Origin of the sequence: Streptomyces sp. NPDC059477 (assembly GCF_042749375.1) — a bacterium.
Classification (GTDB): Bacteria; Actinomycetota; Actinomycetes; order Streptomycetales; family Streptomycetaceae; genus Streptomyces.
In genome coordinates this window covers 52,305-74,743 of the sequence record NZ_JBHYUG010000023.1, presented here as the reverse complement: position 1 = coordinate 74,743, position 22,439 = coordinate 52,305, and the positions used below count along the sequence as shown (strand labels likewise).

Annotated in this window: 17 protein-coding genes; 7 read left to right on the top strand and 10 right to left on the bottom strand. The window is 72.2% G+C overall.

Annotated elements, in window-relative coordinates; all coding sequences use genetic code 11:
* Nucleotides 1-66: 66 nt before the first annotated feature.
* Entirely contained in the window at nucleotides 67-639 is a 573-nt protein-coding gene (locus ACFXAZ_RS14920) for a cob(I)yrinic acid a,c-diamide adenosyltransferase (RefSeq protein WP_384589841.1), read from the bottom strand.
* Between the two features lie 576 nt (nucleotides 640-1,215).
* Between ACFXAZ_RS14920 and ACFXAZ_RS14915 the strand changes: the two genes are divergently transcribed.
* The 3 genes from ACFXAZ_RS14915 (at nucleotide 1,216) to ACFXAZ_RS14905 (ending at nucleotide 5,582) form a co-directional block, all read left to right on the top strand.
* Nucleotides 1,216-2,064 (top strand): 3-hydroxyacyl-CoA dehydrogenase family protein, encoded by an 849-nt coding sequence (locus tag ACFXAZ_RS14915; RefSeq protein ID WP_384589838.1) that lies wholly within the window; start codon nucleotides 1,216-1,218, stop codon nucleotides 2,062-2,064.
* Nucleotides 2,065-2,284: 220 nt separating this feature from the next.
* Nucleotides 2,285-2,608, top strand: coding sequence for an STAS domain-containing protein (locus ACFXAZ_RS14910; protein WP_384589835.1), 324 nt, complete (start codon nucleotides 2,285-2,287; stop codon nucleotides 2,606-2,608).
* Between the two features lie 373 nt (nucleotides 2,609-2,981).
* Nucleotides 2,982-5,582, top strand: a complete 2,601-nt coding sequence (locus ACFXAZ_RS14905; RefSeq protein ID WP_384589832.1) for an ATP-binding protein — start codon at nucleotides 2,982-2,984, stop codon at nucleotides 5,580-5,582.
* Between the two features lie 84 nt (nucleotides 5,583-5,666).
* On the opposite strand, the gene nucS is transcribed toward ACFXAZ_RS14905, so the two are convergent.
* Nucleotides 5,667-6,338, bottom strand: a complete 672-nt coding sequence (gene nucS / locus ACFXAZ_RS14900) for an endonuclease NucS (RefSeq protein ID WP_384589829.1) — start codon at nucleotides 6,336-6,338, stop codon at nucleotides 5,667-5,669.
* A 296-nt stretch (nucleotides 6,339-6,634) separates the two neighbouring features.
* Here nucS and ACFXAZ_RS14895 point away from each other — a divergent pair, with 296 nt between their 5' ends.
* Nucleotides 6,635-7,027: an SCO5389 family protein gene (locus tag ACFXAZ_RS14895; protein WP_384589827.1), complete on the top strand. Its 393-nt coding sequence runs from the start codon at nucleotides 6,635-6,637 to the stop codon at nucleotides 7,025-7,027.
* 767 nt (nucleotides 7,028-7,794) lie between these two features.
* Here the strand turns inward: ACFXAZ_RS14895 and ACFXAZ_RS14890 are convergent.
* Nucleotides 7,795-8,823, bottom strand: a complete 1,029-nt coding sequence (locus ACFXAZ_RS14890; protein ID WP_384589824.1) for an LLM class flavin-dependent oxidoreductase — start codon at nucleotides 8,821-8,823, stop codon at nucleotides 7,795-7,797.
* Between the two features lie 219 nt (nucleotides 8,824-9,042).
* Between ACFXAZ_RS14890 and ACFXAZ_RS14885 the strand changes: the two genes are divergently transcribed.
* A complete protein-coding gene (locus ACFXAZ_RS14885; protein WP_382685663.1) occupies nucleotides 9,043-9,384 on the top strand; it encodes an ATP/GTP-binding protein in 342 nt (113 codons plus the stop codon).
* A 38-nt stretch (nucleotides 9,385-9,422) separates the two neighbouring features.
* On the opposite strand, the gene ACFXAZ_RS14880 is transcribed toward ACFXAZ_RS14885, so the two are convergent.
* From ACFXAZ_RS14880 to mce, 7 genes are all read right to left on the bottom strand, one after another.
* Complete coding sequence (locus ACFXAZ_RS14880; protein WP_384589821.1) at nucleotides 9,423-10,274, bottom strand: ABC transporter permease subunit; 852 nt, start codon at nucleotides 10,272-10,274, stop codon at nucleotides 9,423-9,425.
* Nucleotides 10,271-11,542, bottom strand: a complete 1,272-nt coding sequence (locus ACFXAZ_RS14875; RefSeq protein ID WP_384589818.1) for an ABC transporter ATP-binding protein — start codon at nucleotides 11,540-11,542, stop codon at nucleotides 10,271-10,273. The genes ACFXAZ_RS14880 and ACFXAZ_RS14875 overlap by 4 nt, the downstream gene beginning before the upstream one ends.
* A 148-nt stretch (nucleotides 11,543-11,690) precedes the next feature.
* Nucleotides 11,691-12,461, bottom strand: coding sequence for an ABC transporter permease subunit (locus ACFXAZ_RS14870; RefSeq protein WP_384589815.1), 771 nt, complete (start codon nucleotides 12,459-12,461; stop codon nucleotides 11,691-11,693).
* Between the two features lie 2 nt (nucleotides 12,462-12,463).
* Nucleotides 12,464-13,456, bottom strand: a complete 993-nt coding sequence (locus tag ACFXAZ_RS14865) for an ATP-binding cassette domain-containing protein (RefSeq protein WP_384589812.1) — start codon at nucleotides 13,454-13,456, stop codon at nucleotides 12,464-12,466.
* A 144-nt stretch (nucleotides 13,457-13,600) separates the two neighbouring features.
* Nucleotides 13,601-14,536: a cellulose-binding protein gene (locus ACFXAZ_RS14860; protein WP_384589809.1), complete on the bottom strand. Its 936-nt coding sequence runs from the start codon at nucleotides 14,534-14,536 to the stop codon at nucleotides 13,601-13,603.
* Nucleotides 14,537-14,904: 368 nt separating this feature from the next.
* Nucleotides 14,905-18,948: a polarized growth protein Scy gene (gene scy, locus ACFXAZ_RS14855; RefSeq protein ID WP_384589806.1), complete on the bottom strand. Its 4,044-nt coding sequence runs from the start codon at nucleotides 18,946-18,948 to the stop codon at nucleotides 14,905-14,907.
* 242 nt (nucleotides 18,949-19,190) lie between these two features.
* Nucleotides 19,191-19,631 carry a methylmalonyl-CoA epimerase gene (mce, locus tag ACFXAZ_RS14850; protein ID WP_384589803.1) on the bottom strand — a complete coding sequence of 147 codons (441 nt, stop codon included), beginning with the start codon at nucleotides 19,629-19,631 and terminating at the stop codon, nucleotides 19,191-19,193.
* 153 nt (nucleotides 19,632-19,784) lie between these two features.
* Between mce and ACFXAZ_RS14845 the strand changes: the two genes are divergently transcribed.
* Together ACFXAZ_RS14845 and meaB are read left to right on the top strand one after the other, a co-directional pair.
* Nucleotides 19,785-20,993: an acetyl-CoA C-acetyltransferase gene (locus tag ACFXAZ_RS14845; RefSeq protein WP_384589800.1), complete on the top strand. Its 1,209-nt coding sequence runs from the start codon at nucleotides 19,785-19,787 to the stop codon at nucleotides 20,991-20,993.
* Nucleotides 20,994-21,086: 93 nt separating this feature from the next.
* Nucleotides 21,087-22,049 carry a methylmalonyl Co-A mutase-associated GTPase MeaB gene (gene meaB, locus ACFXAZ_RS14840; RefSeq protein WP_384589797.1) on the top strand — a complete coding sequence of 321 codons (963 nt, stop codon included), beginning with the start codon at nucleotides 21,087-21,089 and terminating at the stop codon, nucleotides 22,047-22,049.
* The last annotated feature ends 390 nt before the right edge of the window (nucleotides 22,050-22,439 follow it).

Genomic DNA, 22,439 nt, shown 5'->3' with positions numbered 1-22,439 from the left:
GCCGGGCAGCGCCCCGCTCAGGGGCCGGACGCCGGCCCCCGGCGCCCAGCGGGCCTCACCTGGGCGTCAGCGCTCACCACCCGGCACCCACAGCACATCCCCCACGTCCTTGTTCGCCACCCGGGCCAGGATGAACAGCAGGTCGGACAGCCGGTTGAGATAGGTCGCGGTGAGCGGATTCATCGTCTCGCCGTGACTCTCCAGCGCCGTCCACGTCGACCGCTCCGCCCGCCGGACCACCGTGCACGCCTGATGCAGCAGCGCCGCGCCCGCCGTGCCGCCCGGCAGGATGAAGGAGCGCAGCTTCTCCACCCGCTCGTTGAAGCGGTCGCAGTCCGCCTCCAGCCGGTCGATGTAGAACTGCTCGACCCGCAGCGGCGGGAACTCGGGCTTCTCCACCACCGGCGTCGACAGGTCCGCGCCCACGTCGAAGAGGTCGTTCTGGACCCGGGTGAGGACCGCCGCCGTCTCCTCGTCCAGCGCGCCCAGCGCGAGCGCCGTGCCGATCGCCGCGTTCGCCTCGTTGGCGTCGGCGTACGCGGCGATGCGCGGGTCGGTCTTGGGGACCCGGCTCATGTCACCGAGGTTCGTGGTGCCCTTGTCCCCGGTCCTCGTGTAGATACGTGTCAGATTGACCATGGGACCAGCGTAATGAGGCCCCGCCGCTCCGGACGGCCCGTGTGCCGACCGTCACGACACCTCTCGCGGGACAGGGGGCCGGATGGCTCAGCGGCATGGCCCGACGCGGCCCGGCGTGACGCCCGCCCGGCGCGGTGGACGACGTGACCGTCCCGCGGAGGCTCGGGGGTCGCCGTACGGAGACCGGGCGGGCGGGTGGCCGGGGCCAGGAGACCGCCGTACGTGTGCCGGGCGGATGCTCATGCGTCGGGCCCGCCCGCCCGTGAGATCAACGCCCGCCCACGCGAGGCCCGCACGCCCTGGCCCGGGCCCCCACCCCGCCTCGCGGGCCCCAACTCACCCCGCCCAGCAGCCCACACACCCCCGCCCGAAAGTCCCCCACGCCCCCGCCCAACTGCCCCCGCCGAGCCGCTCATCCGAACTCCTTACAACCGTCGATGTGATGGTCGGACCACCGTCGGTGTGATGTCCGTCATGTGAGACGTGACGCGCGTTACTAAGCGGTCACACAGCCCCTTGCGACCGCTAAGGTCCGGCCAGGGACACAACGACAGCGCGTATCAGGGGAGTCGCACAGTGGCACGGAAGCTCGCCGTCATCGGGGCCGGCCTCATGGGTTCCGGCATCGCCCAGGTCTCCGCGCAGGCGGGCTGGGACGTCGTCCTGCGTGACATCACCGGGGACGCGCTGCGGCGGGGCACCGACGGCATCGAGGCGTCGCTGGAGAGGTTCGTCGCCAAGGGGAAGCTGGAGGCGCACGACGCCGACGCCGCGCTCGCCCGGATCACCACGACCACCGACCTGGAAGCCGCCGCGGACGCGGACGTTGTCATCGAGGCCGTCTTCGAGAAGCTCGACATCAAGCACGACCTCTTCCGCACCCTGGACAAGCTGGTGAAGGACGACGCGATCCTCGCCTCCAACACCTCCGCCATCCCGATCACCAAGATCGCGGCGATCACCGAGCACCCCGAACGGGTCGTCGGCGTCCACTTCTTCTCACCGGTACCGATGATGAAGCTGTGCGAACTGGTACGCGGCTACAAGACCAGTGACGAAACCCTCGCCACCGCACGGGAGTTCGCCGAGTCCACCGGCAAGACCTGCATCGTCGTCAACCGGGACGTGGCCGGCTTCGTCACCACCCGGCTCATCTCCGCGCTCGTCGTCGAGGCCGCCAAGCTCTGCGAATCGGGCGTCGCCACCGCCGAGGACATCGACCTGGCCTGCAAACTGGGCTTCGGCCACGCCATGGGCCCGCTCGCCACGGCCGACCTCACCGGCGTCGACATCCTGCTGCACGCCACCAGCAACATCTACACCGAGACCCAGGACGAGAAGTTCGCCCCGCCGGAGCTGATGCGCCGGATGGTGGACGCCGGTGACATCGGACGCAAGAGCGGGCAGGGCTTCTACAGCCACTGAGCCCGTACCTGCGGCCGATCAGCCGCACAAACCCCTGGGGCATCACACCTCGGGGTGAATTCGGTATCGGTTCGCTCACAGACGGCAACCCGGGAGCGCCCAGCGCAGTCAGAGGTTGCGTCGACGCACATCGCAACACATATGGCACCGCACACCGCACATCACCACCGCATCGGACATCACCACCGCGAAGCAACACGACGCATCACGGGGAGCGCATATGCACATCAGGGGCGACCACGCCGAGCTGGTCGTCGGGGGCCGCCTCGACGTCCGCAGCGCGGCGGACGCCCGAACGGCCCTGCACACAGCGGTCGACGACGGCGTCGGCGATCTCATCCTGGACCTGTCCGAACTGGACTCCTGGGACGCCACCGGACTCGGAGTGATCATGGGGGCGCACCGGCGGGCCGGACGCTGCGGCCGACGCCTGGTGCTGCGCGACGTACCGCCGCAGATGCAACGCCTGCTGGTCGCCACCCGGCTGCACCGGATCCTCGCCATCGAGGGCGGCATCGGGGTGGAGTCACTGCCCCGCGTATGACCCCGGCAGGGCCCGGGCGAACCGTGCGACGGAATGCGACGGCGTACGACGGCGTGCGACTGCGCGCGACCGAATGCGACACCGTGCGGCAGGACCGTACGACGGGCGGCACGGACCGTAGGACGGCCGCACGGACCGTAGGACGGGTCGGACGCACGCGCGGAAAACCGTGCGACGCGCACAATTCTCACGAGACCGTGACCTGTCGGGCGGCCCGGTACCCCGGGCTGTCGTGGATACTGTGCAAAGGTTTACGGTTCGAATGCCCGCCGCCCGAACACCCTGAAGCGGGCACCGGACCAGAAGCGACAGCGCAGTGTGCAGCAGGCCGGGAGGGGCCCACGCCACGACGCTTTTGGGGGGCTTGAAACCGATGGACCCGATCGACCGGGGACCCGAGGGGTACGGCCACGAAGGCGACGGCGAGACGCCGCGCCCGCGCCCGCCCCGGGACTCCCTCGCCCAGGATTTCGGCCAGCACACACCCGCGCTGGCCCGTACGACACAGCTCGTCACCGGCGAACTGCTGCTCACCGTCAACCCCGTCGACGGCAGCGAGATCGAGATCTGCCCGCCCGGGGAACGCCCGGCCAGGCCCGGCAAGCTCGGCGCCGCCGCCCGCGCCGGGGCCGCCCGCGCCACCGCCCCGCCCCTGCCACCCGGCCCCGCCCGGCCCGAGCTGCCGTTGCTGGGCCGCCAGGAGGAGCGCGAGCGGCTGGTACGGCTGCTCGCGCGCGGCCGTTCGGTACGCCTCACCGGCCCCGGCGGCCTCGGCCGCACCCGGCTGCTCGACCTCGTCGCCGGCGACTGCGCCGACCTCGCGCCCGACGGCGTGGTCCGGCTCAGCGGCGTCGGCCGCAGCCCCGACGACCTGCTCCACGACCTCTTCTACGCCGTCCATGAAGCGCCCCGGTACCGGCCCGACGGCGATGAACTGCGCGCGCTGCTCGCCGAGGTGGGCGCGGTCGTGGCCGTCGACGACATCGAGTTCGGCGGCGCCGCGCTCGACGAACTCCTCGACGCCACCCCCGAGTGCGCCTTCGTGTTCACCGCGACCCCGGAGATCGCCGCGCCGTCCGCCGGGTCCGCCGTGGAGGAGGTCGTCCTCAGCGGCCTGGACCGGGCCGGTGGACTGGAGCTGCTGGCCCGGGCCGTCGGCCGGGCGCTCACCGAGGACGAGGCCAACTGGGCCGGCGACCTGTGGTTCGAGTCCGAGGGCCTGCCGCTGCGGTTCGTGCAGGCCGGCGCCCTGCTGCGGCAGCGCGACCGGCTGCGGGCCGGCGCCGACGCCCTCGACGAGTTCGGCGTCTTCCAGGAACTGCCCGGACTGCCCGCACTCCCCGCCGCGCCCTTCGACGCCGTACCCGGCGCCCCGGTCTTCGACGAGATCCCGCTGCCCTCGCTGGGCGAGGGTGCCGCCCCCGCCGCGCTGCTCGCCTCCCGGCTGAGCCCCGCCGCCCGCGCCACCCTGCGCTTCGCGGTCGCACTCGACGGCGAGGTGCCGCACCAGGCGCATCTGCCCGCGCTGGTCGGCGACACCCACGCGGACGCCGCCCTCGGCGAGCTGCTGAGCTGCGCCCTGGTCTCCCCGGCGGGCCCCCGCTACCGTCTGGCGGCCGGTGTCCTGACCCAACTGGCCGCCGCCGGCTACGCCGACGACGTCGACGCCCAGGCCCTCACCGCCGCCACGCACTACGCCTGGTGGGCCGGACACCCCTCGGTGACCCCGGAACGCGTCTGCGCCGAGGCCGACGCGCTGCTCGCCGCGCTCGGCGTGCTGGTGCCGCTCACCACCGCGCCCGAGGAGGGCGAGGAGAGCATCGCCGTGCGGCTGGCCCGTACGGCTGCGCCCGCGTTCGCCGCGGGGCTGCACTGGAGCGCCTGGGAACGGGCGCTGCGCGCGGGCGGCGAGGCGTCCCGGCTCTCCGGCGAGGTCGCGGAACAGGCCTACTTCCACCATGAACTGGGCGTCCTCGCCCTGTGCGGCGGACGGCTGGACCGGGCCCGTACGGAACTGGAGACGTCCATCGGTCTGCGCGCGGCGCTCGCCGACAAGCGCGGCACGGTCTCCGGACGCCGGGCGCTGGCCCTCGTCGACGACCGCGCGGGCACCACGCCGGGCATCGGCGTCCTGGCCCTCGGCGCCCCCGCGGGGGAGCAGGCGCCCGACGCCCGCTCCGCGGCGCCGGCGCTCCCGCCCGGCCCGGTGCCGGCCGGGCTCGGCGAGTTCCCGCCGTTGCAGCGGCTGGACGACGGCACGCTGGTGACCCACCGCAGCGACCCCGGCTCCCGCAAGGCCCGCGGCGGGCTGCGCGGCTTCGCCCGGCGCAACCTGGTGGCGGCCGGCGCGGGCGCCCTGCTGGCCGCCGTGCTCGGTACGGTCGTCACCCTCGGCGCCACCTCCAACAGCGAGGGCGATCCACCGGCCGAGCAGGTCGGCGTCAACCCGTCCGCGAGCCAGGACATCGGCGACGACAACCTGGGCGCCGACGCCTCCGACGACGGCGGCACCGGCGCGGCGACCCCACGGCACACCGACCCCGGCCCCGACGGCACACTCGGCACGACGGACGACCCGACACCGGCCGCCACGGCCGGCACCGGCACCGGCGGGCCGTCGGACGAGCCGAGCGGCACACAGGGCAGCGGCGGTACGTCGCCTTCGCCGTCGCCGAGCCGGACCTCACCGCGCCCGTCGACCTCGAACTCGGACCGGCCGTCGTCCTCGCCCTCGTCCAACTCGCCGTCGGCGTCGCCCACACCCACGGAATCGGAATCGGAATCGCCGTCAGCGACGCCCACCGACACCCCGCAGCCGCCGTCCGACACCCCCACGGGCCCCACCACGTCCGACTCGGCGAGCGGCCCTGCCCCGAGCACGACGGCGAGCGCCCCCCAGCCGAACGAAGGCTCTGGGGGGTCCGAGGCGACCGCAGGGGGAACACCGAGCGGCACCGAGGTGTCCGGGATCTGACGTCCTGTATGCCATCCGTGCGTCATCCGTACGTCATCCGTACGACGGAACAGCCAGGTGCCGCCGCGACGCTCTGCCCGCGCGTCAGAACAGCCGCAGTTTGTCGTCCTTGATGCCGCGCAGGGCGTTGTAGTCCAGGATCTGGCAGCCGATGCCGCGGTCCGTGGCGAGGACCCGGGCCTGCGGCTTGATCTCCTGCGCGGCGAAGATGCCGCGGACCGGCGCGAGATGGGGGTCGCGGTTGAGGAGTTCCAGATAGCGGGTCAGCTGCTCGACGCCGTCGATCTCGCCGCGTCGCTTGATCTCCACCGCGACCGTCCGGCCCTCGGCGTCACGGCACAGGATGTCGACCGGGCCGATGGCGGTCATGTACTCGCGGCGGATCAGCGTGTAGCCGTCGCCGAGGGTCTCGATCCGGTCGGCGAGGAGTTCCTGGAGGTGTGCTTCCACGCCATCCTTGATCAGGCCGGGATCGAGGCCGAGTTCGTGCGACGAGTCGTGGAGGATCTCCTCCATCGTGATGATCAGCTTCTCACCGCCCTTGTTGACGACCGTCCAGACGCCGTCCTCGTCGCCGCTGCCCTCCTTGAGCGTGCACGGCGGTGACATCCAGTTGAGCGGCTTGTAGGCGCGGTCGTCCGCGTGGATCGAGACGCTGCCGTCCGCCTTCACCAGGATCAGACGGGGTGCGGTGGGCAGATGGGCGGTGAGCCGGCCGGCGTAGTCGACCGAGCAGCGGGCGATGACGAGACGCATGGTCGGCAACGCTACTCGACCCGCACCGGTCCGCGCGATTCGCCCAGGGCTCGTCCGTCCCGCACGTCCCGGGCCGCTCGGGACACTGCCCGAGTTCTGTTAGATCACTCCTGTTCGTCCCTGGCCGATTGTGCGCGTAAAGCGTCCACCGGGTGTGCCTATTCGCCTGGTGCCACCCCGAACAGTTGCCTACGGTATGAACGGGAGGTCGCGATCTGTGTACGCACCGTGTTCGGCGTCGCCCTCCCTTTTCTGTCCGGCAACCCCTGCTGGTCGGGGGTGCGAGAGGAGAACCCATGTCGCTCGACGTCTCACCGGCCCTACTCGAACAGGCCGAGCGAGGCGAGGTCGACGAAGCAGCCTTCGTCGACTGCGTCCGGACCTCCCTGCCTTACGCGTGGGAGATGGTCAGCTCCCTGGTGGCCCAGCTGAAGGTGGACGGCGGTCATTTCGCCGACAACCAGACGCCCCCGCCGGACGAGCAGGCACGCGGTCAGTTGCTGCGTGCGCTCGCGAGTGACGCGATCCGCGGTGCGCTCCAGCGGCACTTCGGTGTGCGGCTGGCCTTCCAGAACTGCCACCGGGTGGCGGTGTTCCCGCTGGACGCCTCGGCGGACGACAGGCTGGCCCGCTTCACCTCGATCCGTGGTCAGCTGCTGAACCAGTCCCCGGAACTCCGGGACTGCTGAGTCGGCTCAGGCCTTTGCTTGCCGCTCCGGACGCGGGAGGTGCGATCAGTACCGGAGCGGCAGGTCCCCGGCGGCGGGCGCCGCCGAGGGGGAGCGCCTCGCCGGGGAGCGCCTCGCGGGGCGGTGCCTGGCGGGGCACTCCCTGTGGGGTCACACCTTGCGGGGCACTTCCTGTGGGGCACTCGCTGTGAGGCGTACCTTGCGGGGCGTATCGCGTGGGGGGTATTCGGGGCACGTCTTGTGGGGCGGTGCCTTGCGAGGAACGGAGAGCGGGTCGCGGGCGGCGGGGAGCATCTCGCGGTGAGTGATCCGTGGCGGATCCGTCCGCCGAGGCCGTGAGCCGATCCGTACGCCGGGTCTGTACGCCGAGTCCGTCCGCCGAGGCCGTGTCCCGGGCCTGTTTCCTGGGTCAGTGCGCCGGGCCCGTCTCCCGGCCCGTGTCCCGAGTCCGTACGCCGGGCGGTGTCCTGGGCCTGTTTCCTCGGCCTGTGCGTCGGCCCGTGTCCCGAGTCCGTACGCCGGGCGGCCGTCTCTTCAGCCCGTGCGCCGGGCCCGTGTCCTGGGCCCAAAGGCCGGACCGGTGTCCCGAGCCCGCGCGCTCGTTCGCCGCGCCAGACGCGGAGGGCGTCGAGCCCCTGGCCCGAGCCTGGCCCCGAGCCCTGCCCGAGTCCGTTGCCCACCTCAAGCCCGTTGCCGCGCCCGAGCCCGTCGCCCGCCCCGAGCCCCCGGCCCCGCCGCTGCTCGGCAGCCCCCCGCCCGACCGCCGCTCACCCCAACTGCGCCAGCACCTCGGTGCCCAGTCGTCGTACGTTCTCCTCCGTCGCCGCCAGGTCGCCCGAGCCCTCGACGAGCAGGGCGAAGCGGGAGATGCCGGTCCGTTCGCCGGTCGCCGCGAGCCGGTCGGCGCACAGCCGGGGGGTGCCCACCGGGTGCAGCCCGCAGAGCAGTTCGGTGTACGCCAGCGGATCGCGCATCCGGCGCTCCCGGCCGTCGACCGTCATATGGGCGTCGAGCCCCTGCTTCAGCCAGCCCGGCATCGCCTTCAGCAGCGTCTCCTGCGCGTCCGTACGCCGGTCGGCGATCTGGCAGACGCCCGCGGAGACATGGCCCGCGCCCCGGACCTCCTCCTCACCGCGTCCGGCGGCCCGCGCGCAGCCGCGCCACAGGGTCACCATCTCGGCCTTCTCCTCGTCGCCGATGTGCATGCCGAGCAGCATCGGCAGCCCCCGCTCGGCGGCCATCCGCACGCTCCCCGGCGAGGTGCACGCGACCAGCAGCTCGGGCCCCGGGGCGCACGACAGCGCCTGTGACGGTCTGGGGACGACGGTCACCTCACGGAACTCGTAGCGCTCCCCGCACGCGCCGACCGACGGCTCGCGCAGCCAGCGGGCCAGCAGATCGAGTGATTCCGGGTACCCCTTCTCGTACGCCTCCAGACCGGCGCCGAAGACCTCCAGGTCCACCCAGGGGCCGCCGCGCCCGACGCCGAGGGAGAACCGGCCGCCGCTCGCCACATGCAGCAGCGCGGCCTGCTCGCCGAGGGACACGGGGTGGGTGGTGGGCAGCACGCTGACCGCCGTACCGACCCGGATGCGCTGGGTGCGGCCCAGTACCAGCGCGGCCAGGGTGACGGCCGACGGGCAGACGCCGTACGGCACGAAGTGGTGCTCGGCCAGCCAGACCGAGTCGAGCCCGGCCTCCTCGGCGACCTCGGCCGAGCGGACCGCGCGATGCAGCGCCTCCGCCTGGCCCTGACCCGGGAACTGGGCCGCCAACACGAATGTTCCAACGCGCATGTCTTCCTGCTTCCTCGGCTCCGACGCGGAGCTCCCCCACGCGGCATAACCGTCTGACACGTGCCGAGGTCACGGCTTGGCGAAGAGATATGCGGATAGTCGGGAGAATGCGAGGGGATCGTGGGGGACTTGCGGGTCTTCGGTGCTCCGCGTACCCCGGTCCGCGCCGCGTAGGCTTGAGCCGGACCCTGCTCCCTGTATAGCCCCGTGAGGTGTTCCGTGTCCCCGCGTCGCAACCGACCCAAGGGCCCGAAGGGTGCCGACCCCTCCGCCGACGGTGCCGGGGACGACGGCCCCGGGCGCTACGGCGGCTGGCAGTCCTCGGTGCGCTGGCAGGGCGAGGAGTGGAACGTCCGGCATGTGGCCGGGGCGAGCGCGCAGGGCAAGTCGTACCGCTGCCCGGGGTGCGACCAGCTGATCCCCGACGGTGTCCCGCATGTCGTCGTCTGGCCCGACCACTCAGGGGTGGACGACCGGCGGCACTGGCACAAGGCGTGCTGGAACGCGCGGGACCGCCGCACCACGCGGGTGCAGCGGTCCAGAAACGCGCCGAAGTTCTAGCGCCTCGCCGCTTCCGCGGCCCTCCCGGCCGCCGGGTTCTACACGTCCCGCCGCTCCAGCAGCGCGTACGCGCCGGCGAAGGCGGCGGCGGTGACGCCGATGATGATCCACAGCGGGTCCCAGCCGGAGGGGCCGGACTCGCTGAGGGAGTTGGCGTAGAAGATGGAGAGCTGGTTCGGGATCGAGTACTCGAACAGCGCGTCGCGGATGGGCTCCAGCGACGAGGAGAACATGAACAGCGCGATCACCAGCGGCGCCAGCACGGCGGCGATCATGATGGTGATGGCGCCCGCCGAGTGCCGGATGATCGAGCCGATGATCAGCGAGAGCAGTCCGAGCAGCGCGATGTAGAGCGAGATGCCGACGGTGGCCTTCAGCCACTCCTGGGCGGTCGGCTCCCGGGCCCCCGTCAGCAGGGCGCTCTGCACGATCGCGACGAATCCGACCGACACCAGCGTCACCACGAAGGCCAGCGCGAAGAACACGATCGACTTCGCCGCCAGCACCCGGCCGCGGGTGGGGCAGGCGGTCATCGTGGTGCGGATCATGCCCGTGCCGTACTCGGAGGCGGTGGTCAGCACGCCCAGGGTGATGATGCACATGCAGCCGAGCAGCAGCCCGAAGAAGCCGAGGGCGAGCGGGCTCTCGCCGCCCAGGTCGGCCTCGTTGGTGTTGCTGCTGACGATCAGCGCGGTCAGCAGGCCGATGCCGACGACCAGCACCACGAAGACACCGAGCGTCCAGAGCGTGGAGCGGATCGACTTGATCTTCGTCCACTCCGAGGCGACCGCGTGCCCGAGGTGCGTACGGACCACGGGGATCGGCGAGGTGTAGCCCGGGTACGCGACTTGGGGCGCGGCCTGCGGCAGAGGGGGCTGGGGCGTGCTCATCGGGGGTCCTCGGGCTTGGTGGGGTCGGCGGCGGCCGGGGCGGCGGCGGGGGGCGCGGGCGGCGGCGGGGCGCCCGGCGTGGCGGGAGCGGGCGCCGGAGTCGGCGGGGCGGCCGGGACGGCGGGAGCGGCCTGCGGGACCGGCGCCGGGGCGGGCTGTGCGGCCGGGCGCTGCTGGAGGTACGGGTTGGCCCCCTGCGCGGGCGCGCCCGGCGGCTGTATCGCGAACGGCCGGCCGCCCTGCTGCTGCGGCGGCGGGGGCGCGTACCAGCCCGGCTGCCCCTGGCCCGGGACCGGGGGCGGCGGCTGGACGCCGGGCGGCAGCTGCTGCTGGAGGCCGGACTTCTGGTCGGTGGTGGAGCGGTAGTCGACGGCGCCCGCCGTCATCCGCATGTACGCCTCCTCCAGCGACGCCTGGTGCGGGGACAGCTCCCACAGCCGTACGTCGCTGTCATGGGCGATGTCGCTGATCCGCGGCAGATGCAGCCCGGTCACCCGCAGCGCGCCGTCCGGCTCGGGCAGCACATGGCCGCCGGCCTCGGCGAGCGCGGACGCCAGCTTCTCGCGCAGCTGCGGGTCGGCGTCGGGGGTGCGGACCCGGGCGAATCCGGCGGAGTTCGCGGCGATGAAGTCCTGCACGCTCATGTCGGCCAGCAACTGGCCGCGGCCGATCACGACGAGGTGGTCGGCGGTCAGCGCCATCTCGCTCATCAGATGCGAGGAGACGAAGACCGTACGGCCCTCGGCGGCGAGCGATTTCATCAGGTTGCGGACCCAGAGGATGCCCTCGGGGTCGAGGCCGTTGACCGGCTCGTCGAAGAGCAGCACCTGGGGGTCGCCGAGCAGTGCCCCGGCGATGCCCAGGCGCTGGCCCATACCGAGGGAGAAGCCCTTGGAGCGCCGGGTGGCGACGTCCTGGAGGCCGACCACGCCGAGCACCTCGTCGACCCGGCGGGCCGGGATGCCGGAGAGCTGGGCGAGGCTCAGCAGATGGTTGCGGGCCGACCGGCCGCCGTGCACCGCCTTGGCGTCCAGCAGGGCGCCGACCTGCCGGGGCGCGTTGGGCAGCTTGCGGTAGGGGTGACCGCCGATGGTCACATGACCCGAGGTCGGGTTGTCCAGGCCGAGGATCATCCGCATCGTCGTCGACTTGCCCGAGCCGTTGGGCCCGAGGAAGCCGGTGACCGTGCCCGGACGGACCTGGAAGGACAGGTTGTACACAGCGGTCTTGTCGCCGTAGCGCTTGGTCAGGCCGACTGCTTCGATCATGCTCCGCACCCACAAAATGGCTCAGGACAGCGGGGCACACGCCCCCGTAAGGGTTAGGAGGATATCCGGGCTCCACCGGTTCCGGCCAAGACCGAGCAAAACGTTACGGCAGACCCACGCCGGTCGGCGTTCGCGCGCATCCCGGCTCCTACGCGTCCCTCCGCTTCAGCAGCACATAACCCCCCACCAGCGCCGCCGCCACCCAGGCAACCATGATCGCGAGCCCGCCCCACGGCCCGTAGGGCGTGTCGTCGTTGATCGGGGTGACGACCTGCATGATCTTGCTGCCGGCCTGGTCAGGGAGGTATTGGCCGACCTTCTTGGTGGCGCTGACGGCGCCCAGGATGGTGGAGATCAGGAAGAAGAACGGCATCAGAATGCCCAGGGACAGCATCGGTGAGCGCAGCATCGCGGCGACGCCCATCGAGAACATCGCGATGAGGGTCATGTAGAGGCCGCCGCCGATGACCGCGCGCAGCACGCCCGGGTCGCCGATCGACGCCTTCAGGTCGCCGAGCATGAGCTGACCGAGGAAGAAGGTGATGAAGCTGGTCACCATCCCGACGACCAGGGCGAGCGCGGTGGCGACCGCGACCTTGCTGAAGAGCAGGGTGCCGCGCTGCGGAACGGCGGCCAGCGAGGTGCGGATCATGCCGGTCGAGTACTCGTTGGAGACCACCAGCACCCCGAACACGATCAGCGCCAGCTGGCCCAGACTCATCCCGGCGAAGCTGATGAACGTCGGATCGAAGGAGAGCCGCTCGGTCTCGGAGAGATTGTCGTACTGGCTCTTGGTGAGCGCGGAGATGAGCATGCCGAGCCCGACGGTGACCACCACGGCGAGGGCGAGTGTCCACACCGTGGACGCCACCGACCGGATCTTGGTCCACTCGGACTGGATGACCTGTGTCGCCGCCATGATCAGGCGCCCCTCTTCCCGTCGCCGCCGTTCCATCCCTCGCCCCACTGCTGCTGCTGTGGGACGGGGGCGGGACCGGTCGCCGGCGTGCCGTCGTGGGCGTGGTACTCGACCGACTCCGCCGTCAGCTGCATGAACGCTTCTTCAAGTGAGGCCCGCTGCGGACTCAGCTCATGCAGCACGATCTGGTGCCGCGCCGCCAGCTCACCGATCTGCTCCCCCTGGTCGCCCTCGACCTCCAGCGTCCCGTTGCCGTTCTCCACCACCGTGATGCCGCTGCCGTGCAGCGCGTCGAGCAGCCGCTCGCGCTGCGGGGTGCGGATCCGGACGTAACTGCGCGAGTTCTGCGCGATGAAGTCCGCCATCGACGTGTCCGCCAGCAGCCGGCCCTGGCCGATCACCACCAGATGGTCGGCGGTCAGCGCCATCTCGCTCATCAGATGCGACGAGACGAAGACCGTACGCCCCTGCCCGGCCAGCGATTTCATCAGATTGCGGATCCAGTGGATGCCCTCGGGGTCGAGCCCGTTGACCGGCTCGTCGAACATCAGGATCCGCGGATCGCCCAGCAGCGCGCCCGCGATGCCGAGCCGCTGGCCCATGCCCAGCGAGAACCCCTTGGCCTTCTTCTTCGCCACCGCCGTGAGGCCCACCGTGTCCAGCACCTCGGTGACCCGGCTGCGCGGGATGCCGTTGCTCTGCGCCAGGCACAGCAGATGGTTGAAGGCGCTGCGCCCGCCGTGCATCGCCTTCGCGTCCAGCAGCGCGCCGATCGCCTTCAGCGGATCCTTCAACCGGTCGTAGTGCTCTCCGTCGATCCGTACATCGCCCGCGGTGGGACGGTCCAGGCCGAGCATCATCCGCATCGTCGTCGACTTGCCGGCACCGTTCGGACCGAGGAACCCCGTGACGATGCCCGGCCGCACCTGGAAGGTGAGGTCATTGACCGCGATCTTGTCGCCGTACCGTTTCGTCAGCCCCTCAAGCTCGATCATGGGCCAACGCTAGACCGTGACAAAGCCCCCTGCCACTGGTAGGGCAGAGGGCTTTGCCGTGATGCGCAGGTATTCAGCTGTTGTACGCGGATCGTTACCAAGACGTACCGGTACCCACCAGTACCAACCGGGAGTTAACCGGACTTAACGGGACTGCTGGGCCGGGACACCACGGGAGATCGGCTCTTCGTCGGCCGGGGCACTGGCAGCGGCCACCGCGGCGCCGGTGAGCGTCGCGAGCATCTCGCGGACGTTCGTGAGCTGCGCGTTGATGGAGTCGCGGCGGTTGGTGAGGGCGGCCAGCTCGCGCTCGGATTCCGAACGGATCCGGTCGGCCTTGGCGTTGGCGTCGGCCACGATGTCCTCGGCCTGGCGCTGTGCGGTCTCCACCGTCTGGCGGGCGCGGCGCTCGGCGTCGGTGCGCAGCTTCTCCGCCTCCAGGCGCAGCTGCTCCGCCCGGTGCTCGATCTCCGCGAGACGCTTCTCGGCCTTCTGCTGACGCGAGGCCAGATCCCGCTCGGACTGCTCGCGCCGCTTGGCCAGGTTGGTCTCGAAGTCGGCGGCGGCCTGCGCGGCCTTGGCGCGGGTCTCCTCGAAGAGGGCGTCCGCCTCCTCCCGCTTGGACTGCGCGTCCTTCTGCGCCTCCGAGCGCAGCTGCGAGGCGTCGCTCTTGGCCTTCTCGACGATCCGGACGCCCTCGTCCTCGGCCTTGGCCTTGCGCTCCGCGGCGAAGGACTCGGCGTCGTTGCGCACCTGCTGGGCGGCCGACTCGGCGAGTTCGCGGTGCTGCTCCGCCGCGCGCCGGGCCTCCTCACGCAGGTCCTTCGCCTCCTCCTCGGCAAGACGGAGGATCTTCTCGACGCGGGCGCCGAGCCCGGCGTACGACGGCTCCGCGTCGCTCACCTGGGCCTGGGCGTTCTGCGTCTCAAGGTGGAGTTCCTCGATGCGCTTTTCCAGAGCGGTGATGCGGGCGAGAGCGCTGTCACGGTCGGAGACGAGCTTGGAGATACGTTCGTCCACCTGAGCGCGGTCGTACCCACGCCGCACAAGCTCGAAGCCGTAGGGGGAAGTGTCGCTCATGGGGTTCCTGTCGAAAGAGACCGGTGAGGTGATAGGGGGAATCCTAGGGGCCGAAGCGGTGTGTCATCGAGCGGATGCGTGTTTGATCTGGAGAATGACACCCCTTTTGGGTGGCCAGCCGTCAGACAACTTGCCAGAGTCCCTGCCAGAGACATAGTCAAAGGCCCCAGCAGATACGGAAGTCGGTGCCCCGCGCAAGCGCCGGACCGGCGGATCGCGCCGTGCGCGCGGGCCCGAGCGGCGCCTGTCGAGGGCACGGACACTCTCCCATGCCCCGCTGCGGACCGGGCAACCGCCCCCGTTCACCTGCGTCGATCACCCACCGCCCGAGCCCGGTGACCGGACCCGGACAGCGCGCCCGGCGTCCGCTAGCCATCCGCCGACTTGCCACCCGATCGTGGGGCGCCGACCGTGGCACCGGCCTTGACGGAATCCTTGCCGGTCACCGGCGCCTCGAACGACTCCAGCGCCTCCAGCACATCCTGCACCCGGGAGATCTCGGCGTTGATGTCCTCGCGGCGGCGCACCAGCACCTCCAGCTCGCGCCGGCCCTCCTCGACCGTGCGCCGGGCCTCGCGGATCGCCTCCAGCTTCAGCTCCTCGGCCTCCTTGATCAGCGAGGCCTTCTTCAGCTCGGCCTCCTTCAGCAGGCCCTCCGCCTTCTTCACGGCGGCGATCCGGACCTTGCCCGCCTCGGAGTTGGCGTCCGTGACCAGCTCCTTGGCCTTGGCCTGAGCCTTCGTCAACTGCTCCTCGGACGCCTTGATGAGCGCGTCGCAGCGGTCGCCGGTCGACTTCATCGTCTCGGCGGCCTCGCGCCGGGCCCGCTCGTGCAACTCCTCGATCTCGGAGGTGATCCGGTCGCGCAGCTCCTCCGCGCGCTCCCTGATGGCGGTCGCGTCCCGGCGGGTGCCGACGAGCAGTTCGTCCGCGTCCGTACGGGCCTTCTCCACCGTCTGGTTGCCCTCGATGGTCGCCTCGGCGACCAGCCGGTCCGCCTCGCTGCGGGCCGCGCCGACCATGGAGTCCGCCTGCGCCTCGGCGTCGGCGGTGGTCTTCTGCGCCTGCTGCTGAGCCTCCGTCAGCAGCTTGTCGGCCTCGGCCGCGGTCTCCGTGATGAGCGTGTCCACCTGCTCGGCCGCCTCCGAACGCCGCTTGTTGGCGTCCTTGCGGGCCCCGTCCAGCGTCCGGTCGGCCTCCTCGCGCGCGGCCGACGTCAGCCGCTCCGCCTCGGCGGCGGCCCGCTTCTCCATCCGCTCCGACTCGGCGCGGACCCGCTCGGCGTGCTGCTGCGCGCTGCCCACCGTCTCGGCGGCCTCGGCCCGCAGCCGCTCGGCCTCACCGGAGGCGTCCGCGACCAGCTTGTCGGCGGCCCGGCGGGACTCGCCACGCATCCGGTCGGTCTCTGTGACCGTCTCGTTGGTGAGGCGTTCGGCTTCGGCGGTGGCGTCCGCGAGGAGTTTGTCCGCGGCCTGGCGGGTTTCGTTGCGTACCCGGTCGGTTTCCGTGGCGGTCTCGGTGGTGAGGCGTTCGGCTTCGGCGGTGGCGTCCGCGAGGAGTTTGTCCGCGGCCTCGCGGGTCTCGCCGCGCACCCGGTCCGTCTCCGCGACCGTCTCGTTGGTGAGGCGCTCGGCCTCCTTGCGGCTCTCGGTGATCAGGGTGTCCGACTGCGCCGCCGCGTCGGAGCGCATCCGGTTGGCGTCCTCCCGGGCCTCCGCGCGGGTGCGCGAGGCGTCCTGCTCGGCCTGCGCGATGGTGTCCGACGCCTGCGTACGCGCCCGCTGGGCGTGCTCGGCGGCCTCGCCGCGCAGCCGCTCCGACTCGGCGATGGCGTCGCCCACCGTGCGCTCCGCGAGCGCCTTGGCGGCCTCCGACTCCTCGTTGGCCCGGTGCAGCACCCGGTTCGCGTCCTGCGAGGCCCGGTCCCGCTCCGCGTAGGCGTCGGCGCGGACCCGGTCGGACTCCTCCCCGGCCTCCCGGCGGGTGCGCTCCGCGGAGTGCTCGGCGGCCGAACGCAGCCCCGCGATCTCCTCCTGCGCCTGCTCGTGCAGCCCGGCGACCGAGTCCCGTACCTGCTGGGCGTGGAGGTCGGCGGCCGACACCAGCTCGGTGGCCCGGCGGTCCGCCTCCTCGACCAGCCGTACCGCCTCGGCCTGCGCCTCCTCGACGCGCCTGCGCGCCGCGGCCAGCAGTTCCTCGCTCTGCTCGCGGGCCCGCTCGCGCTCCTGGTCCGCCTCCTGACGCGCGGTGCCGAGATGGTCGTCGGCCTCGCGGCGGCGCCGGGCGGCCTCCTCCTGCGCGGCGGCCAGCGTCTCCGACGCCTCCGCGCCGAGGCGCTCGGCGGCGGCCTGCGCCTCCGCGCGCACCCGGTCCGCGGTGTCCTGCGCCTCCGCCTTCAGCCGCTCCGCCTCGGCCGCCGCCTCCGACCGCAGCCGTACGGCGACGGTCTCGCCCTCGGCCCGGGAGGCGGACGCGTCCGCCGCGGCCTCGTCGCGCAGCCGGTCGGCCTCGGCCTCGGCCTGCTGCTGGAGGGCACGGGTGCGCTCGGCGGCCTCGGCGCGCAGCCGCTCGCTCTCCTCGGCGGCCTCCCGGCGGATCCGCGACGCCTCCTCGCGAGCCTCGGCCAGGGCCTGCTCGGCGGCGGCGAGCCGCTGCTCGGCCTCCGCGTGCAGCCGCGACAGCTCCTCGGCGGCCTCCGCGCGGCGGGCCTCTATCGCGCGCTCGGTCTCCTCGTGCAGCTCGCGCGCGTCGCGCTCGGCGTCCGCCTTGATGCCGTCGGCCTGCTCGACGACCTCGGTGCGGTGCCGCTCGGCCTCCTGGCGGGTGCGCTCCAGCGTCTCCTCGGCCTGCCGGCGCAGCGAGGTCGCCCGCTCGATGGCCTCGGTGCGGACCTTCTCGCTGTCCGTCGTCGCGCTCTGGCGCAGCTCGTCCGCGTCCGCCTTCGCCTTGGACAGCAGCTCCTCGGCGGACCGGGCCGCCTCCTCGATCTGCTGGACCGCCTCGCGCCGCGCCTCCGCCCGGATCCGCTCGCCCTCGGCGACCGCGTCCGCGCGCAGCTGCTCGGCCTCGCCGCGCAGCCGCCGCGCCTCCTCCTGGAGCTCGACGGTCTTGGCGCGGTACTCCTTGGTGTCGTCCTTCGCCGCGCCCTTGAGCTGCTCGGCCAGGTCGTGCGCCTCGGCGCGCAGCCGGTCCGACTCGGCCTCCGCCTCCCGGCGGATCCGCTCGGCCTCCTCGGCGGCGGCCTTGGTGGTCCGCTTCGCCTCCTCGGACGCCTTGTCGAGCACGTCCTCGGCGGTCCTGGCCGCCTTGGACAGCTGGGTCGCGCTCTCCTCGGCGGTGATCGCACGGGCCTTCTCGGCGGCCTCCGCGACCAGCTTCTCGGCCTCCGCGCGGGCGTCGGCGACGGCCTGCTCGGCCTCCGCCTTCGTCGCCTCGGCCTCCTTGGTGGCCTCGCTGACCAGCCGGGCCACCTGCTCCTTGGCCGTACGCGCCCGCTGCTCATTGGCCGCCTCGGCGCCGGAGAGGGCCTTCGCGGCGGCCTCCTTGGCCTCGCCGAGCACCTTGTCCGCCTCGGACTGCGCCTTGCGCAGCGCCTCCCCGGCCTCGGCCATCCGCTGCTCGGCGGCCCGGCTCAGCTCCTGCGCCTGGCGCCGGGCGGAGTCGGACTCGGTCGCCGTGGACGAGCGCAGCTGCTCGGCGCGGTCGGTGGCCTCCTGGGCCTGGGCCGACGCCGCGTTCAGCATCCGCTCGGCGTCCGTGCGGGCCCGGCGCATCAGCTGCTCGGCCTCCGTACGGGCCGCCTCGGCGTCCTCGCGCAGCCGCTGCCGGGCCTCGCCGGTCACCCGCTCGGCCTCGGCACGGGCGGTGGCCATGGCCTTCTCGGCCTCGCCCCGGGACTCGTCCAGGAGCCGGCGGGCCTGCGACTCGGTGCGGGCCCGCAGCTGCTCGGCCCACGCCACGTTCTCGTTGACGTGCGACTCGACGTTCTGCCGGCGCTCGGACAGCTCCTGGTCGAGCTGCTGGCGCCGGGCCACCGCCTCCTGGTGCAGCTCCGCCTGGAGCCGGGCCGAGTGCTCGGCGTGCTCCTGGAGGATCCGCTGGGTCTGCGCCCGGGCCTGACTCAGCTCGCGCTCGGCGTCCGCGCGCAGCTGGTCGGCCTGAAGCTGCGCGTTGCGCAGCAACTGCTCGGCCTGGTAGCCGAGATCGGCCCCGTCGTAGGCCGGCCGGGACATGATGGTGCGCCGCGCCTCGTGCAGCTTGGCGCGCAGCACCTCGACCTGGTAGCCGAGGTCCTCGGCGTGCTGGATCGCCTTTTCCCGCTCGGTCTTCAGCCGCTTCATCTCGGCCTCGAACCGAGAGAGGTGGTCGACGTCAGCCGCCGGCTCTCGCTCCTGGCTCTCGTAGCCCCGCACTGCGCGGTCCCATCCGTCCCCTGGTCGCAAGTCTCTCCGTACGGGCTCCGTCCGTCCTACGGACGAGGCCCCCGGGGAATGGTGTCAGATCAACGGCGGAGCCTGGGCTGCTGCCCCGGCGCTCGACCCCCGAAACCCGGACCCCGGCACGGATCCCAACGCCACAGGCGGACGGCAGGACCCCGATCGCCCATGGTGAAGCGGCGACCGCACCCAACCCTACCGGCCCCTATGTACGTGGGTCAGTGCTCAGGGGACTCAACAGGCGCCGAAGTGACCAGTTCTGTCAGTACGCCATGACAATCCTTGGGATGCAGAAACGTGATCCGGGACCCCATGGAGCCGCGCCGGGGCTCGTCGTACAGCACCCGGACCCCCTTCTGCCGGATCGCGTCGGCGTCGGAGTCGACGTCCGCCGTGCCGAACGCGATGTGATGCACGCCCTCCCCGTTCTTCGCGAGCCACTTGCCCACCGCCGAGTCCTCGCGGGTCGGCTCCAGCAGTTGGAGGTAGGAGGCGCCGCCGTCCGAGGTCTCGTTGATCTTCAGCATGGCCTCGCGGACGCCCTGCTCCTCGTTGATCTCGGTGTGGAAGACCTCGAAGCCGTAGGTGTTCTTGTAGAACTCGACAGTCGCGTCGAGGTCATGACAAGCGATCCCGATGTGGTCGATGCGCGTCAGCATGGTTTCAGTGGAGCGCCACCGCGCCGGTTACGCAACGTGCGCGCGATCACACCGACGGCCCGATGACGTTCCGGAGCACCCCTCAGTACGCTCGAAGTAAACCCTCGTTCACAGTCCTCGGCCTGGTGCAGGCCGGTAAGGGGATCGCAGCTCATGTCTTCTGGAAATTCCGGTACGACCGGCTCGGTGATCGTCGCGGGCGCACGCACGCCCATGGGACGGCTGCTGGGTTCGCTGAAGTCCTTCTCCGGAGCCGACCTCGGCGGTTTCGCGATCAAGGCCGCCCTGGACCGTGCGGGGATCGGTGGCGACCAGGTGCAGTACGTGATCATGGGCCAGGTGCTCACATCCGGCGCCGGCCAGATCCCGGCCCGCCAGGCGGCCGTCAAGGCGGGCATCCCGATGAGCGTCCCGGCGCTCACCATCAACAAGGTCTGTCTCTCCGGCCTCGACGCCATCGCGCTGGCCGACCAGCTGATCCGGGCCGGCGAGTTCGACATCATCGTCGCGGGCGGCCAGGAGTCCATGACCAACGCCCCGCACCTGCTGCCCAAGTCCCGCGAGGGCTACAAGTACGGTGCGATCGAGATGCTCGACGCCATGGCGTACGACGGGCTGACCGACCCGTGGGAGAACATCCCCATGGGCGAGTCCACCGAGAAGCACAACACGCGCCTGGGTCTCGGCCGCGCCGAGCAGGACGAGATCGCCGCCCGCAGCCACCAGCGCGCCGCCGCCGCCCAGAAGAACGGCCTGTTCGAGGCCGAGATCACGCCCGTGGAGATCCCGCAGCGCAAGGGCGACCCGGTCCTGGTCAGCAAGGACGAGGGCATCCGCGCCGATACCACGGTCGAGACGCTGGCCAAGCTGCGCCCGGCGTTCACCAAGGACGGCACGATCACCGCGGGCACCGCCTCGCAGATCTCCGACGGTGCCGCCGCCGTCGTCGTCATGAGCAAGGCGAAGGCGCTGGAGCTGGGCCTGGACTGGATCGCCGAGATCGGCGCCCACGGCAATGTGGCGGGCCCGGACAACTCCCTCCAGTCCCAGCCGTCCAACGCCATCGCGCACGCCCTGAAGAAGGAGGGCATCGCCGCCGGGGACCTGGACCTCATCGAGATCAACGAGGCGTTCGCCGCCGTGGCCCTCCAGTCAACGAAGGACCTCGGGGTGTCCCCGGAAAAGGTGAACGTCAACGGCGGCGCCATCGCCCTGGGCCACCCGATCGGCATGTCCGGCGCCCGGCTGGTGCTCCACCTGGCGCTGGAGCTGAAGCGCCGGGGCGGCGGCATCGGCGCGGCGGCGCTGTGCGGTGGCGGGGGGCAGGGGGACGCTTTGATCGTGCGGGTGGCCAAGGGCTGACCCGTCCGGATGCCGCCGCGTCTTCACGGCTTCACGTTCTTACGTCGCCGCGTCGTCGCCACGCCGTAACTTCGTCGGCCGAACGGAGCTGAGATGCAGGACGTCCCCACGCTGGTGGCCCAGGCGCGGGAAGGCCGGCCGCGAGCCGTCGCCCGGCTGATCTCCCTGGTGGAGGGGGCGTCCCCGCAGCTCCGCGAGGTCATGGCGGCGCTCGCCCCGCTCACCGGCGGGGCGTACGTCGTCGGCATCACCGGGTCGCCGGGGGTCGGGAAGTCGACCTCGACGTCGGCCCTGGTGAGCGCGTACCGGGGGCAGGGGAGGCGGGTCGGGGTGCTGGCCGTCGACCCGTCCTCGCCGTTCTCCGGCGGCGCGCTGCTCGGCGACCGGATCCGGATGGCCGACCACGCCTCCGACCCCGGCGTCTACATCCGCTCCATGGCCACCCGGGGCCATCTCGGCGGGCTCGCCCGGTCCGCCCCGCAGGCCATCCGGGTGCTGGACGCGGCGGGCTGCGAGGTGATCCTGGTCGAGACGGTCGGGGTCGGCCAGTCCGAGGTCGAGATCGCGTCCCAGGCCGACACCTCGGTCGTCATGCTGGCGCCGGGCATGGGCGACGGCGTCCAGGCCGCGAAGGCCGGGATCCTGGAGATCGGTGACGTGTACGTCGTCAACAAGGCCGACCGCGACGGGGCCGACGTGACCGCGCGCGAGCTGAACCACATGCTGGGCCTGGGCGAGGCCCGGGGGCCCGGTGACTGGCGGCCACCGATCATCAAGACGGTCGCCGCGCGGTCCGAGGGCGTGGACGAGGTCGTCGAGGCGCTGGAGAAGCACCGGGCGTGGATGGAGGAGCGGGGGGTGCTGACCGAGCGGCGGCGCGTCCGCGCGGCTCATGAGGTGGAGGCGATCGCCGTCACGGCCCTCCGCGAGCGGATCGCCGACCTGCGTGGGGACCGGCGGCTGGTCGCGCTCGCGGAGCGGATCGTTGCCGGGGAGTTGGATCCCTATGGGGCGGCGGACGAGCTGGTGCGGGGGGTTACGGGGGGGATGCCGTAGGCCGATGGGGTGGTGCGCGGCGTTCGGCGCCCTTGCCCCCCACCCGCCCGTGCGGGTCCGTGGCCGGGTTGGCCTTGGCCCGGCGCCAGCCCGCGCCCGGCGTCTCGCGCCTTTTCCCACCCACCCGCCCATGCGCGTTAGGGGTCGGGTCGGCGTTGCCTTGGTCTTGGCCCTTGTTTTTGTGCCACCCGGAGTTTGAGGACGAGGCCCTTAGGGCCGATGGGGGGTAGGGGGCTTAGCCCCCTGGGGTGGGAATGGGTGAGGGCGGCGGGGGGGGAAAATATTTTTTAGCCCCCCCCCCCCCCCCCCCCGGGTGCCGTCCCGCAATCCTCGTACCCACCCGTTTGACAAGCGTGCGCGGGGGGAAATTTGACCCCCCCCGAGGGAGTG

Excerpts from the sequence above, each read along its gene's own strand:
- ACFXAZ_RS14920 (WP_384589841.1), bottom strand. The coding sequence starts at position 639 with ATGGTCAATCTGACACGTATCTACACGAGGACCGGGGACAAGGGCACC.
- ACFXAZ_RS14910 (WP_384589835.1), top strand. The coding sequence starts at position 2,285 with ATGCACATCAGGGGCGACCACGCCGAGCTGGTCGTCGGGGGCCGCCTC.
- ACFXAZ_RS14905 (WP_384589832.1), top strand. The coding sequence starts at position 2,982 with ATGGACCCGATCGACCGGGGACCCGAGGGGTACGGCCACGAAGGCGAC.
- nucS (WP_384589829.1), bottom strand. The coding sequence starts at position 6,338 with ATGCGTCTCGTCATCGCCCGCTGCTCGGTCGACTACGCCGGCCGGCTC.
- ACFXAZ_RS14895 (WP_384589827.1), top strand. The coding sequence starts at position 6,635 with ATGTCGCTCGACGTCTCACCGGCCCTACTCGAACAGGCCGAGCGAGGC.
- ACFXAZ_RS14890 (WP_384589824.1), bottom strand. The coding sequence starts at position 8,823 with ATGCGCGTTGGAACATTCGTGTTGGCGGCCCAGTTCCCGGGTCAGGGC.
- ACFXAZ_RS14880 (WP_384589821.1), bottom strand. The coding sequence starts at position 10,274 with ATGAGCACGCCCCAGCCCCCTCTGCCGCAGGCCGCGCCCCAAGTCGCG.
- ACFXAZ_RS14875 (WP_384589818.1), bottom strand. The coding sequence starts at position 11,542 with ATGATCGAAGCAGTCGGCCTGACCAAGCGCTACGGCGACAAGACCGCT.
- ACFXAZ_RS14870 (WP_384589815.1), bottom strand. The coding sequence starts at position 12,461 with ATGGCGGCGACACAGGTCATCCAGTCCGAGTGGACCAAGATCCGGTCG.
- ACFXAZ_RS14865 (WP_384589812.1), bottom strand. The coding sequence starts at position 13,456 with ATGATCGAGCTTGAGGGGCTGACGAAACGGTACGGCGACAAGATCGCG.
- ACFXAZ_RS14860 (WP_384589809.1), bottom strand. The coding sequence starts at position 14,536 with ATGAGCGACACTTCCCCCTACGGCTTCGAGCTTGTGCGGCGTGGGTAC.
- mce (WP_384589803.1), bottom strand. The coding sequence starts at position 19,631 with ATGCTGACGCGCATCGACCACATCGGGATCGCTTGTCATGACCTCGAC.
- ACFXAZ_RS14845 (WP_384589800.1), top strand. The coding sequence starts at position 19,785 with ATGTCTTCTGGAAATTCCGGTACGACCGGCTCGGTGATCGTCGCGGGC.
- meaB (WP_384589797.1), top strand. The coding sequence starts at position 21,087 with ATGCAGGACGTCCCCACGCTGGTGGCCCAGGCGCGGGAAGGCCGGCCG.